Source organism: Pseudomonas sp. CFBP 8770 (assembly GCF_014841705.1).
Lineage (GTDB): Bacteria > Pseudomonadota > Gammaproteobacteria > Pseudomonadales > Pseudomonadaceae > Aquipseudomonas.
In genome coordinates this window covers 720,036-732,327 of record NZ_JACYUL010000001.1, presented here as the reverse complement: position 1 = coordinate 732,327, position 12,292 = coordinate 720,036, and the positions used below count along the sequence as shown (strand labels likewise).

The window sequence follows — 12,292 nt, the reverse complement described above, 5'->3', positions numbered from 1 at the left end:
TGACGACCATGCCACGCAGCGTCGGTGGACGCAGCCTGATCGACGGCAGCGCACAAGGCGCCCTGTTGTTTGCCGACACCGGCCTGAGTTTCTGGGGCGGGGTCGACCCCAGCAGTGGCGAGGTGATCGACCGCCACCATCCGCTCAGTGGTCAGCGGGTGGCGGGCCGTATCCTGGCAATTCCCGGCAGTCGCGGGTCCTGCACCGGCAGCAGCGTCATGATGGAACTGATCAGCAACGGCCACGCACCGGCGGCGCTGGTACTGGCCGAAGCCGATGAAATACTCACCTTGGGCGTGCTGGTGGCACAGCACTTCTTCGCCCGCTCGCTGCCGGTGCTGTGCATCGGCCAGGAAGCCTTCGATACGCTGCGTGGCGCGGCATGGGCTCGTCTGGAGGGGCCAACGCTTGGCCTCTACACCCATGCGCCGACGGACGACTGGCAGCCGCAGCCGTCAGTAGGCCAGCCCGAGCCGATGGATGACGGCTTCGAACTGAATAGCCTTGACCAAGCGTTGCTGTCCGGCAGCCACGGCAAGGCGGCGCAGGTGGCGATGCAGATCGTCCTGCGCATGGCCCGTCTCCAGGGCGCGCGGGAACTGGTCGATATCACCCAGGCGCACATCGACGGCTGCATCTACACCGGCCCCGCCAGCCTGCGTTTCGCCGAACAACTGGTGCAATGGGGCGCACGGGTGCGGGTGCCCACTACCCTTAACGCCATCTCGGTGGACCAGCGCCGCTGGCGCGAACTGGGTATCGACCCGGCCCTGGGCAAGCCTGCCAGCGCCTTGGGCGATGCGTACACGGCCATGGGTGCGCGCGCAAGTTTCACCTGCGCGCCCTATCTGCTCGACAGCGCGCCAGCCCTCGGCGAGCAAGTGGTGTGGGCCGAGTCCAACGCTGTGGTCTACGCCAACAGCGTGCTCGGCGCGCGCACACTCAAGTACCCGGACTACCTGGACATCTGCATTGCATTGACTGGCCGTGCGCCGCTGATCGGCTGTCATCTTGAGAGGCAGCGCAAGGCGCAGTTGCTTATCGACGTACCGGTGCTGGCTGAACCAGATGACAGCTTCTACCCGCTGCTCGGCTATCACATCGGCGCTCTCTGCGGCAGCCGCATTCCATTGATCAGCGGTCTGCAGCACCTCAGCCCCAGTCTGGACGACCTCAAGGCATTCGGCGCCGCGTTCGCCACCACCAGCGCTGCATCAATGTTTCATATCGCCGGCGTCACTCCGGAAGCCTTGAACCTCGCTCATTCGAGTGACTCACCGGATACGCTGCCGCGCGTCTCGATTTCCCTGCAAGACCTGCACGCCAGTTGGATGGAGCTCAACAGCGCGCGGGACAACCAGGTCAGGATGGTATCCCTGGGCAACCCGCACTTCTCCCTGACCGAATTCGCCCGCCTGGCCGAACTCTGCCGCGGCCTGCGCAGGCACCCGGACGTGGTACTGGCCATCACCTGCGGTAGAGCGGTGCTGGAACAGGCACGGGCAGCGGGTCATGTCGCCGTGCTCGAGGCCTTCGGCGCCACGCTGATCACCGACACCTGCTGGTGCATGCTCGGCGAGCCGGTCATTCCCGCAGGCGTGCGCAGCCTGATGACCAACTCGGGCAAATACGCCCACTACGCGCCCGGCCTGGTCGGGCGCAGCGTTCACTTCGCCAGCCTCGGCGTCTGTGTCGACAGTGCGTGCAGCGGCGCCACCAGCGCTCGACCGCCCGCCTGGCTGGCCACCTGTGCAGCGGAGGGCGCGGAGCATGTTTGACTACACCTTCCAATGGCGGGCTGCGTGGCGCGCCCTGCCCGACATGCTGCAAGGCGCGTGGGTGACGTTCGAAACCGCGGCGCTGTCGATGATTTTCGGTGTGCTCATTGCCCTGCTCCTGACCGTGATGCGTGCAGGCTCCGAACGGACGTTCCGCGGCCGGGCGCTGTGCGGCATCGGCGACGGCTGGGTGTCGATTGCGCGCAATACCCCGTCGCTGTTCCAGATCTACATCCTGTATTTCGGTCTCGGCTCGCTAGGCCTGCACGTCAGCTCCTGGCTGGCACTGCTGGCCGGCATCACCTTCAACAACGCCGGCTACCTGGCGGAAAATTTCCGCGGCGGTCTCAAGGCGGTGCCGGACACGCAGATGCGCGCCGCGCGATCGTTGGGCATGAGTGCCTTCCAGGCCTACCGCATGATCATCGTTCCGCAATTGTTGCGCGTGGTGTTCTACCCGCTGAGCAACCAGATGGTCTGGGCGGTGCTAATGACGTCCCTCGGCGTGGTGGTCGGGCTCAACGACGACCTCACCGGGGTCACCCAGGACTACAACGTGAAGACCTTCCGCACCTTCGAATATTTCGCGATGGCCGCGGTGCTCTATTACCTGATCGCCAAGCTGATCGTCGGCCTCGCCCGGCTGTTGAGCTGGCGTCTGTTTCGCTACTGAGGAGCGGCGCATGTTTTCCACCAGCCTCACCGCGACTGACCTCCTGTACATGCTCGATGGCGCCTGGGTCACCCTGCAACTGACCTTCTGGGCAATCCTGCTGGGCTCCTTCGGCGGCTTGCTGTGCGGCCTGCTGCGGGCCCTGGCACCGCGCGCCAGCCTTCCGCTGGCCTGGGTGCTGGACGTGTTTCGCAGCGTACCGCTGCTGATCCAGTTCGTGCTGCTCAATTCGCTCAAGAGCATCGTCGGATTGAACATCAGCGCGTTCAGCGTCGGCTGCATCGTGCTGGGTGTCTACGCGGCGGCGTACTTCACCGAGATCGTGCGCAGTGGGGTGCTGGCCGTGTCGCCATCCGTTCGCCGGGCCAGCCGCTCGCTCGGCCTGAGCTACTGGCAGGACCTGCGCTACATCGTCCTGCCGATGGCCACCCGGGTCGCCTTCCCCGGCTGGCTCAACCTGGTGCTCGGCGTGATGAAAGACACCGCGCTGGTGATGTGGATCGGCATCGTCGAACTGCTGCGCGCCTCGCAGACCATCGTCACGCGCATACAGGAGCCGCTGCTGGTGCTGTGCATCGCCGGGCTCATCTACTACGTCATGAGCCTGGTGGTCGCTCGCCTGGGCGCTCGTCTGGAAAGAAGGTGGCAGGAAAATGATTGAGATCGACAACGTACACAAATCCTTCGGCGAACTGGAGGTCATCAAGGGCGTCAGCCTGACGGTGAGCAAGGGCGAGGTGGTGTCGATCATCGGCGGCTCGGGTTCGGGAAAATCCACCTTGCTGATGTGCATCAACGGCCTGGAGCCGATCCAGAAAGGCAGCATTCGGGTCGACGGGGTCGAAGTCCACGGCAGCAGTACCAACCTCAACCAGCTGCGCCAGCGAATCGGCATCGTCTTCCAGCAATGGAATGCCTTTCCCCACCTCACCGTGCTGGAAAACGTAATGCTGGCGCCACGCAAGGTACTGGGCAAGAGCAAGGAGCAGGCCGAGGCGCTGGCCGTGCAGCAACTGACCCATGTCGGCCTGAGCGACAAACTCAATACCTTTCCCGGCAAGCTCTCGGGTGGCCAGCAACAGCGCATGGCGATTGCCCGCGCGCTGGCCATGTCACCGGACTACATGCTGTTCGACGAGGCCACCTCGGCGCTCGATCCGCAACTGGTGGGCGAAGTGCTCGACACCATGCGCATGCTCGCCGAAGACGGCATGACCATGGTGCTGGTGACCCACGAGATTCGTTTCGCCCGCGATGTGTCCGATCGCGTGGCGTTTTTCCGCAACGGCCTGGTGCATGAAATCGGCAGCCCGGACCAGGTCATCGGCAACCCGTTGCAGCCGGAAACGGCCGCGTTCCTGAAGTCGGTCAAATAGGCGGCGCCGATGCGTCTTTCGGTATTGCGCCCGATTGCATCCAAGGTCTTGAACCGCAGCACCCTGTCCAACATACAACCGAACCAAAACGTATACGAAATACCATCAATCAACGGAGTAACTCGAATGAGCAAGCGCATCAACTGGAGTGGCGTATTCCCGGCGGTCACCACTCAATTCAACGATGACTTTTCCATCAATCTGGAAAAGACTCATCAGGTCATTTCCAATGTGATTCGCGACGGCGTGTCAGGCTTGGTGGTCTGCGGCTCGGTAGGTGAAAACACCTCGTTGACCGCCGAAGAGAAGATTGCCGTCACCGAAGTGGCCGTCGACGCCTCCGGCGGGCGCGTGCCGGTCATCTGCGGGGTGGCGGAATTCACCAGTGTCGCTGCCGCGAAAACCGCGAACGCCGTACGCAAGGCCGGGGTGGACGGCGTCATGCTGATGCCGGCGCTGGTCTACGGCTCCAAGCCCTTCGAAACCGCCGAGCATTTTCGCTACGTAGCCAAGCACGCCGACGTGCCCTTGATGGTCTACAACAACCCACCCATCTACAAGAACGATGTCACCGCCGAGATCCTGATTTCCCTGGCCGACTGCGACAACGTGGTGTGCTTCAAGGACTCCTCCGGCGATACCCGGCGCTTCATCGACGTGCGCAACGAAGTGGGCGACCGCTTCGTGCTGTTCGCCGGCCTCGACGACGTCGTTCTGGAAAGCATCGCGGTGGGCGCCGAAGGCTGGGTGTCGGGCATGTCCAACGTCTTCCCGCAAGAAGGCGAAACCATCTTCCGCCTGGCCAAGGCCGGACGCTTTGCCGAGGCCATGGAAATCTACCGGTGGCTGATGCCGATCCTGCACCTGGACGCCCGTGCGGACCTGGTTCAGTGCATCAAGCTGTGCGAAGCGATCATGGGCCGCGGCAGCGCCCTGACTCGCCCACCGCGCCTGGCCCTGCCCGACGAAGACCGCTTGTTCGTCGAACGCATCATGGCCAAGGCCCTGGCCAACCGCCCCACCCTGCCCGACGTCGGTCTTTGAATCACGACCGGGCCAGGCGTATCCGCCAGGCCCGGGTATCTGTCATTGCCACTCCCAGGAAGCCTGATCATGCCCACTTCTTCCAACGCGACTACCCCAGCGGGACTCAAGCGTGTCGTGGCGGCCGCCATGGCCGGAACCGTCGCCGAATGGTACGAATTCTTCCTCTATGGAACGGCTTCCGCGCTGGTGTTCGGCCAGCTGTTCTTTCGCCAGACCGATAGCCCCATCGACGGCATCATTGCCGCTTTCGCACTCTACGCAGTGGGCTTTCTGGCCCGACCCCTGGGCGGGCTGGTGTTCGGCCACTACGGCGACAAGTTCGGCCGCAAGCGCCTGCTGCAACTGAGCCTGGTAGTGGTGGGCATCACAACGTTCCTGATGGGCTGCCTGCCAGGTTTTGCCACCATCGGCTACGCGGCCCCGGTGCTGCTGGTGCTGTTGCGGCTGATCCAGGGCTTCGCGTTCGGCGGCGAATGGGGCGGTGCAATCCTGCTGGTGTCCGAGCACTGCCCCGACAACCGTCGCGGCTTCTGGGCCAGTTGGCCACAGGCGGGCGTGCCGGCGGGCAACCTGATTGCGACGGTCGCATTGCTGGGGCTGTCCACCGGGCTTTCCGAGGAGCAGTTCCTGGCCTGGGGCTGGCGCGTGGCGTTCTGGCTGTCGGCCATTGTGGTACTGATCGGCTACTGGATTCGCAGCAGCGTCGACGATGCGCCTATCTTCAAGGAAGCCCAGGCGCGCCAGGCATCAATTCAATCCGAACAGCTGGGTGTGGTCGAAGTACTGCGTCACCACTGGCGTTCAGTGTTGGTGGGAATCGGCGCGCGGTTTGCCGAGAACATTCTGTATTACACGGTGGTGACCTTTTCCATCACCTACCTCAAACTGGTGGTTCACAAAGACACCTCGCAGATTCTGCTGCTGATGTTCGGCGCGCACTTCCTGCACTTCTTCATGATTCCGCTGATGGGCTACCTGTCCGACCTGATCGGCCGCAAACCGGTGTACCTGACCGGCGCGGTACTGACGGCGTTCTGGGGTTTCGTCGGTTTCCCGATGATGGACACCGGCAACAACTGGCTGATCATGGCGGCGATCACCCTGGGCCTGGCCATCGAATCAATGACCTATGCGCCCTACTCGGCACTCATGGCAGAGATGTTCCCGACCCATGTGCGCTACACGGCGCTGTCGCTGTGCTATCAGGTGGCGCCGATCTTCGCCGGTTCGCTGGCGCCGCTGATCGCAATCACCCTGCTGAACAAATACAACAGCTCCACGCCCATCGCCTGGTACCTCGTCGGGGCTGCGGTAATCTCCATCGTCGCCGTCAGCCTGACCCGTGAAACCCGTGGCAAGTCGTTGCGCACGGTCGATGCCGAAGCCGCCGCACGCGTGGCGGCCTCGGAACAAACGGGCGTGTCGCGCGGCAAACTGGCCTGAGCACGTTGCGCTGACGAGCTTCGTCAGCGCGTTATCTCAGCGCGCCATCAAAGCCCCAGATCACTCAAGCCTGGGTGATCGTCGGGGCGCCGCCCCAAGGGCCAGTGATATTTGCGTTCGGACTCGGCAATCGGCAGGTCGTTGATGCAAGCGAAGCGTCGATGCATGAGTCCGTTGGCGGCGAACTCCCAGTTCTCGTTGCCGTATGAGCGGAACCAGTTGCCCGAATCGTCGTGCCACTCGTAGGCGTACCGCACGGCAATGCGGTTGTCGGCAAAGGCCCACAGCTCCTTGATCAGGCGGTAGTCCAGTTCCTTGCACCACTTGCGTTCGAGAAACGCCTGGGCTTGGGCTCGACCCTCGATGAACTCGCTGCGGTTGCGCCAGTAGGTGTCTTGGGTATAGGCCAGCGCCACTTTGGCGGCGTCCCGGGAGTTCCAGCCATCCTCGGCGCCACGCACTTTCTGAATGGCGGTTTCGAGGGTGAAAGGCGGCAACGGTGGGCGGTTTTCCTGGTTCATGTCGAGAATCCTAGAAAGGCTTGTAGGGCAGAAACTTGCCGTCCAGGGTGATCACAGCACGCGATCCGCCTTCTGGATCTTCGACTTTCTTGATGTCGAGTTTGAAATTGATCGCACTGATGATGCCGTCGCCGAATTGCTCATGCACCAGAGCCTTCAAGGTAGTGCCGTAGACCTGGACCATTTCGTGAAAACGATAGATGGTCGGGTCGTTGGACACGTCTTCGGCGTTGCCGCGCAACGGTATGGTCTGCAACTGAACGACCGCTTGCGCGTCGAGGCCCAGACGCTCGGCCACCACTTCGGCAACCGCCTGCGGCAGCGGGTGTTGGCCCAGCAGCGCGGCCGTCACATACACCGTACTCAGGCCGGTCCCCTCGGACAGCGCCGCCCAGGTCAGATTGTGCGTGGCCTTGGCCTGCAGGACTTGTTCGGTCAGGGTCTGACGCGGCGCCTTGGAAACGTTGCTCTGGGACATGGTGATTCTCCGGACTGAAACGCAGGGTCGATTGAACAGCTTGGCAGCAGGGAATCATCGAAACCTACCACAATGATCAGGGCTGTCTTGCACAATTTCAGCTGGGGTTCGATTCGTGCCGCTACGTCCCATTGGTCACCTGAGCGCTGCGGTTGGCCAGGCAGGACAGCGGGAGGAAGGCTGAACGCGCTGCGCGCCTGCGCAAACTTTTCCGTGGTTCAGGCGTCAGCTTGATAGCACATCTCGCTATTGCAGCGTCCCCCTGCCCTTGCACAAGGACTCACCATGGTTTTCTTCATCTTCCTGCTGGCCTGCGCCGCCGCAGCCAGCACCGGTGTCATCTTCAAGCCCGGCGAATGGTACGCCTCGCTGGTCAAGCCACGTTTCACCCCGCCCAACTGGGCATTTCCCGTGGCCTGGACGGTCATCTACCTGCTGCTCGCCTGGGCGGGCTATCGACTGACGCAACTGCCGGGCAGCGAGACCGTCCTGGCGCTGTGGGCCGCGCAGATCGCCCTCAACACCCTGTGGACGCCGGTATTCTTCGGCGCCCATCGCCTGCTCGCCGGAATGGTGATCATCGTGGTCTTGTGGCTGGTGACCGCCGCCATGGTTGCCCTGGCAATGCGCCTGGACGTCATCACCGGGCTGATCCTGTTCCCTTACCTGGCCTGGCTCTGCGTGGCAGCGGCGCTGAACTTCTCGATTCTGCGCAATAATCGCTGACGCTACGGTTGCGCCGCTCCCACTCGGCCACGATCAGATCGCGAATGCCCCGACCAATGCGGTCAGCCCGACCGCCAGTCTCGACACTTCTCCGCTGGCGGTGGCCGTTTGCGTGGCGCCGGCTGCGCTCTGGATCGAAAGGTCGCGGATGCTGGTGATGTTGCGGTCGATTTCCCGCGCCACCTGTGCCTGCTCCTCGGCTGCGGTGGCGATTACGGTATTGCGTTCGCTGATGAGGTTGATCGATGCCGATATCTGGCTGAGCGATGCGCTGGCGTGCTGCGCCACGGCCGAAGAATCGCTGGCCATCTGCTGACTCTGCTCCATGGCTTGCACGGCCTGCACCGAATCGGTCTGCATGGAGCCGATCATCTTTTCGATTTCCTGGGTCGACTGCTGCGTGCGGTGAGCCAGGGCGCGCACTTCATCCGCCACCACGGCAAAGCCGCGACCCTGCTCTCCGGCGCGGGCCGCTTCGATGGCCGCGTTCAATGCCAGCAGGTTGGTCTGTTCGGCGATGGCGCGGATCACCTCGACCACCGTGTTGATCTCGCGCGCCCGTGACGACAGTTGCTTGACCTGGGTGCTGGTGCTGCCCACGTTGGTTGCCAGTGCCTGAATGGCCGTCAGAGTCTGCTCGACCTTGCCCAAGCCATCCCTGGCCAGGGACTGGGTGGTTGCCGACGCGTCGGCGGCCTCTGCCGCATTGCGCGCCACCTCATCGACGGCCGAGCTCATCTGGGTGACGGCGCTGGCAGCCTGATTGACCTCATCGTTCTGGCGTGCCAGACCGCGGCTGGATTCCTCGGTCACGGCGCTCATCTCTTCCGAGGCGGCAGCCAACTGGCTGGAACTGTCGGAAATGTGCGCAATGGTCTGGCGCAGGTTGGCCTGCATCTGGGCCAGCGCGGTGAGCATGCTGGCGGCCTCGTCCTGCCCGACCACGACGATCGTTTCGGTCAGGTCCTTGCGTGCGATGCGCTGGGCGATCAGCACGGCCTCCTTGATGGGCTGGGTGATGCTGCGGATCAATAGCGCAGCGAGCACGATGGTCGCCAGCACGGCCGCAGCCATCAGCCCGATGACCCAGTTGCGTCCCGACTCGAAAATCGCCAGCGCCGCATCGCCGGCATCCTTGGCACCGCGGTCGTTCAGCGCCATGAGCTGGTTGACCTTGCCTTCGAGGGTATTGGTCAGCGGGCGAATGGCCGTGTTGATCAGGGCAGTTGCCGCAGTGGTGTCGGCAGCACGCAGCATAGGTTCGAGCTGACCCAGCAGTTGGTCATACGCTGCCGCATCGGAGCGTATGGATTCGTAAAGTTTACGGTCATCGTCGCTCGCAACGGTGCTTTCGTAGTGCTTGATGGTTTCCTGAAAAGTACGACGATAGCCCGGAAACGCAGCAATCGTCTGTGCACGAAGCGCGGCATCGGTGGTGGTGGCACCGCGCATGCTTTCGAGCCGCAACCTCAGCAGGCCGCTGTTCATCTGACCCGCATCGCGAATGCCGAGCATCCAGTTGGTTTCCACGTCCTGCTCGGCCTGGTACAGCCTGTTCATCTGAACGATGGAGATACTGCCCAGAAGGATCACGACCGCGACTACGGCCGAGAAGAAAGCGATCGCCCGAGGGGCGAGATTGAGGCGTCGGATGATCATGCAGGATTCCATTGCGATCAGAGGTTGATGACAACGATCATCGGCCTGCGGGGAGGAATCTTGAGCAAGGCGCGCGCGCGCCGACCCGTGCGAGCGCCTGGGCCGCGTCGCCGGCAGCGCCAGAGCTGGCATGCACCTGGCGCCGCATGGCTCGGCCCGGGGTCAGTGCCGGTCGATCGACGCCTCGCCACCGGACGGCGCCTGAAGCTTGTAGCCCATGCTGTGCACGGTGTGCAGCAGGGGTACATCGAAGGTTTTGTCGATGGTTCTGCGCAGCATGTAGATGCCGGTCCGCAAACTGTCGGAATCGGGCGTCTCCTGCCCCCACAGCGCCAGCTCGAACTCGCGACGCTTCACTATCGCGGGGCTTTTGCGCATCAGCAACTCCAGCAGCACGAGGGTGGTGGGGTTGAGCTTGAGCAGCTTGCCCGCCCGCTTCACCTCCAGCGAATCCAGATCGAAAGTCAGGTCATGGACCTGAAGCACGTTTTTCCGCACTCCTGCCGACCGCCGACTCACCGTCTCGACGCGAGCAAACAGCTCGGACAGCGCGAAGGGTTTGATAATGTAGTCGTCGGCACCGACGCTGAAGCCGGTCAAGCGGTCCTCCAATTCGTCACGGGCAGTGAGCATCAGGATGGGCGTGTTCTGCCTGGAGACCGAGCGCAACTTTTGACACACCCGATTGCCGTCCATGCCGGGCAGCATCACGTCAAGAATGATGGCATCGAACTTGCCGGTCATCGCCAGATGCAGCCCGGTCACGCCATCTAGGGCCCCGGTAACCTCACAGCCCTTGAGCGTGAAATACTCGGAGATGTTGGCGAGGATATCGGCGTGATCTTCGATGACCAGTATGCGCATGGGATTCTCTTGGTGATATCGGGTTCGAACACGACCGAACGCTGCAATTCATTCGCCCAATGCTACCTGGCTGGCTTTGGCATCGACGGCAACGCGGGTACCTCTACAACTGGCAAACATATCCAGCGCAGGGCTGTATACCCGAGTCTGTACTCGCAACAAGCCTAGCATCGAGTGAAAGAGATTGTCCTGACTCAGCGGTTCGTTGCGCGTCTGTTGCAGGCAGCGAGTATCGACGGCGAGTGCATGCTGATAACTGTCGGAAAGCCATACCAGCAGTGGCACATGTTTCTGCTGCTCGGGTGCAAGCATGTAAGGCGTGCCATGCAGGAACAGGTTGTACTCGCCCAGCGACTCGCCATGATCCGACAGATAGATCATCGCGGTGGCCAGATGATCCTGGTTGCTGCGCAGTACATCGATGAGCCGAGCCAGCACATGATCGGTGTACAGCAAGGTGTTGTCATATCCGTTGACGATACTCTCCCTGCTGCACGCATCCAGCGCATTGCTCTTGCACACGGGCGTGAATTTCTCGAACGCCTGGGGGTAACGCTTGAAATATTCGGGCCCGTGGCTGCCCATCTGGTGCAATACCAGAACGGTATCCTTGCTCAAATGGTCGATGAAGGCCTGCAGACCTTGCAGCAGAATTTCATCCCTGCACTCGTTGTCCGCGCACAACTCGGGATCCTTGTCATGGCTGACGTCCAGCAAAGTGACTCGGTCGCACGTCCCCTTGCAGCCAGACTGGTTGTCCCACCACACCACATCCAGCCCCGCGCGTTTGAGCACGTCCAGCAAGCCTTCCTGGTTTTTCGCGATGTCCGCCTTGTACTGCTTGCGGCCCATGTTGGAGAACATGCATGGCACAGAGACAGCCGTTTCGGTGCCGCAGGAGTGCACGTCGGTAAAGGCCACCAGCCCTTGTTCCTGGGCAAGTTGCGGCGTGGTCTCGCGCTCGTACCCCAGGATGCCGAAGTTCTCGGCGCGCGCACTTTCGCCCACCACCAGTACCGTCAGTGACTTGGGCGCATTGCTGGCCACGTTGACGGCTCGCACGGCGTCTTCGCCGATGGCCCGGAATGGCTGTCGTGCCGTCGACACTTGTTCGCGTACATAGGCGATCGAGGCACCAATGTAATTGCTCGGCACCACCATCAGGCGCAACTCGTGATGATTGCGCAACAGTGACGACAGCCCCTGATAGTCCATCAGCGCGACCACGGCAATGACCGCCGCAGAGCCTGCGCCGACCAGTGCCTTGCTGACCAACTGGCGATGCACTTTGCGGTAGGCGATGGGTGTTTTCCACAACAGCACCGAAGGCAATACGCCCAACAGCAAAACATAGACCCAGAGCATCGGAGACAACAAGCCTTGTACTTCGGTGATATTGGTTTCCACCAGATTGCGAAGCATGCCAACGTCCATGAGCACACCGTAGTGACTCATGAAGTAGGTGACACTTGCACTGGTGAGAAACAGCACCGTCAATACCGGTTTGAATATGATTGGAAAAGCCACTATCGTCAGTACGATATTGAACACGCCCAACAACATGATGGCAAACGCAAGGGCAAGTTGTGTTCCTGCGCCACCCTCCCCGGTGATTGCAGCCAGATGCTGCCAGAGCGGCACATTGAACACCACCAGCAGAAAGACACTGGCAAGCAACGTCGCGGTTTCCGGGCGTACAGGTTTGAGTTTGAACATGGGAGTCTGCC

12 protein-coding genes and 1 pseudogene are annotated in these 12,292 nt (G+C 62.1%); 7 read left to right on the top strand and 6 right to left on the bottom strand.

What is annotated here, in order from left to right:
- Positions 1–8 precede the first annotated feature (8 nt).
- The 6 genes from lhpI to abaF all read left to right on the top strand — a co-directional run bounded on the left by lhpI (position 9) and on the right by abaF (position 6,317).
- Positions 9–1,778 (top strand): cis-3-hydroxy-L-proline dehydratase, encoded by a 1,770-nt coding sequence (gene lhpI / locus IFT98_RS03300; RefSeq protein WP_192047323.1) that lies wholly within the window; start codon positions 9–11, stop codon positions 1,776–1,778.
- The gene (locus IFT98_RS03295; protein ID WP_192047324.1) at positions 1,771–2,451 is read left to right on the top strand and encodes an amino acid ABC transporter permease; all 681 of its coding nucleotides are present in this window, start codon (positions 1,771–1,773) and stop codon (positions 2,449–2,451) included. Before lhpI ends, IFT98_RS03295 begins: the two co-directional genes overlap by 8 nt.
- Before the next feature lie 10 nt (positions 2,452–2,461).
- Positions 2,462–3,112 carry an amino acid ABC transporter permease gene (locus IFT98_RS03290; RefSeq protein ID WP_192047325.1) on the top strand — a complete coding sequence of 217 codons (651 nt, stop codon included), beginning with the start codon at positions 2,462–2,464 and terminating at the stop codon, positions 3,110–3,112.
- A complete protein-coding gene (locus IFT98_RS03285) occupies positions 3,105–3,827 on the top strand; it encodes an amino acid ABC transporter ATP-binding protein (protein WP_192047326.1) in 723 nt (240 codons plus the stop codon). Before IFT98_RS03290 ends, IFT98_RS03285 begins: the two co-directional genes overlap by 8 nt.
- A 126-nt stretch (positions 3,828–3,953) precedes the next feature.
- Positions 3,954–4,871: a dihydrodipicolinate synthase family protein gene (locus tag IFT98_RS03280; RefSeq protein ID WP_122478602.1), complete on the top strand. Its 918-nt coding sequence runs from the start codon at positions 3,954–3,956 to the stop codon at positions 4,869–4,871.
- A 69-nt stretch (positions 4,872–4,940) separates the two neighbouring features.
- On the top strand, positions 4,941–6,317 hold the full coding sequence (gene abaF / locus IFT98_RS03275; protein WP_192047327.1) for a fosfomycin efflux MFS transporter AbaF: 1,377 nt from the start codon (positions 4,941–4,943) through the stop codon (positions 6,315–6,317).
- A 47-nt stretch (positions 6,318–6,364) separates the two neighbouring features.
- Here the strand turns inward: abaF and IFT98_RS03270 are convergent, their stop codons facing one another.
- Positions 6,365–6,838: a nuclear transport factor 2 family protein gene (locus IFT98_RS03270; RefSeq protein WP_192047328.1), complete on the bottom strand. Its 474-nt coding sequence runs from the start codon at positions 6,836–6,838 to the stop codon at positions 6,365–6,367.
- A 10-nt stretch (positions 6,839–6,848) separates the two neighbouring features.
- Positions 6,849–7,316 (bottom strand): cyanase, encoded by a 468-nt coding sequence (cynS, locus tag IFT98_RS03265; protein ID WP_122712872.1) that lies wholly within the window; start codon positions 7,314–7,316, stop codon positions 6,849–6,851.
- Between the two features lie 285 nt (positions 7,317–7,601).
- Here cynS and tspO point away from each other — a divergent pair, with 285 nt between their 5' ends.
- Positions 7,602–8,042, top strand: coding sequence for a tryptophan-rich sensory protein TspO (tspO, locus tag IFT98_RS03260; RefSeq protein ID WP_122712873.1), 441 nt, complete (start codon positions 7,602–7,604; stop codon positions 8,040–8,042).
- A 33-nt stretch (positions 8,043–8,075) separates the two neighbouring features.
- Here tspO and IFT98_RS21165 read toward each other — a convergent pair whose 3' ends face one another.
- From IFT98_RS21165 to IFT98_RS03245, 4 genes and pseudogenes are all read right to left on the bottom strand, one after another.
- Positions 8,076–8,864 carry a methyl-accepting chemotaxis protein gene (locus tag IFT98_RS21165; protein ID WP_446730937.1) on the bottom strand — a complete coding sequence of 263 codons (789 nt, stop codon included), beginning with the start codon at positions 8,862–8,864 and terminating at the stop codon, positions 8,076–8,078.
- A 66-nt stretch (positions 8,865–8,930) separates the two neighbouring features.
- Positions 8,931–9,701 (bottom strand): annotated as a pseudogene (locus IFT98_RS21160) (MCP four helix bundle domain-containing protein); the annotation flags it as partial.
- Between the two features lie 162 nt (positions 9,702–9,863).
- On the bottom strand, positions 9,864–10,565 hold the full coding sequence (locus IFT98_RS03250) for a response regulator transcription factor (protein ID WP_192047330.1): 702 nt from the start codon (positions 10,563–10,565) through the stop codon (positions 9,864–9,866).
- Positions 10,566–10,613: 48 nt separating this feature from the next.
- Positions 10,614–12,281 (bottom strand): phosphoethanolamine transferase, encoded by a 1,668-nt coding sequence (locus tag IFT98_RS03245; protein ID WP_192047331.1) that lies wholly within the window; start codon positions 12,279–12,281, stop codon positions 10,614–10,616.
- Positions 12,282–12,292: the final 11 nt, after the last annotated feature.

What these genes read in the sequence shown, in the direction of transcription:
- IFT98_RS03285 (WP_192047326.1), top strand. Translation starts at nt 3,105, where the DNA reads ATGATTGAGATCGACAACGTACACAAATCCTTCGGCGAACTGGAGGTC.
- IFT98_RS03295 (WP_192047324.1), top strand. Translation starts at nt 1,771, where the DNA reads ATGTTTGACTACACCTTCCAATGGCGGGCTGCGTGGCGCGCCCTGCCC.
- IFT98_RS03290 (WP_192047325.1), top strand. Translation starts at nt 2,462, where the DNA reads ATGTTTTCCACCAGCCTCACCGCGACTGACCTCCTGTACATGCTCGAT.
- cynS (WP_122712872.1), bottom strand. Translation starts at nt 7,316, where the DNA reads ATGTCCCAGAGCAACGTTTCCAAGGCGCCGCGTCAGACCCTGACCGAA.
- IFT98_RS03270 (WP_192047328.1), bottom strand. Translation starts at nt 6,838, where the DNA reads ATGAACCAGGAAAACCGCCCACCGTTGCCGCCTTTCACCCTCGAAACC.
- tspO (WP_122712873.1), top strand. Translation starts at nt 7,602, where the DNA reads ATGGTTTTCTTCATCTTCCTGCTGGCCTGCGCCGCCGCAGCCAGCACC.
- lhpI (WP_192047323.1), top strand. Translation starts at nt 9, where the DNA reads ATGCCACGCAGCGTCGGTGGACGCAGCCTGATCGACGGCAGCGCACAA.
- IFT98_RS03250 (WP_192047330.1), bottom strand. Translation starts at nt 10,565, where the DNA reads ATGCGCATACTGGTCATCGAAGATCACGCCGATATCCTCGCCAACATC.
- IFT98_RS21165 (WP_446730937.1), bottom strand. Translation starts at nt 8,864, where the DNA reads ATGAGCGCCGTGACCGAGGAATCCAGCCGCGGTCTGGCACGCCAGAAC.
- IFT98_RS03245 (WP_192047331.1), bottom strand. Translation starts at nt 12,281, where the DNA reads ATGTTCAAACTCAAACCTGTACGCCCGGAAACCGCGACGTTGCTTGCC.
- IFT98_RS03280 (WP_122478602.1), top strand. Translation starts at nt 3,954, where the DNA reads ATGAGCAAGCGCATCAACTGGAGTGGCGTATTCCCGGCGGTCACCACT.
- abaF (WP_192047327.1), top strand. Translation starts at nt 4,941, where the DNA reads ATGCCCACTTCTTCCAACGCGACTACCCCAGCGGGACTCAAGCGTGTC.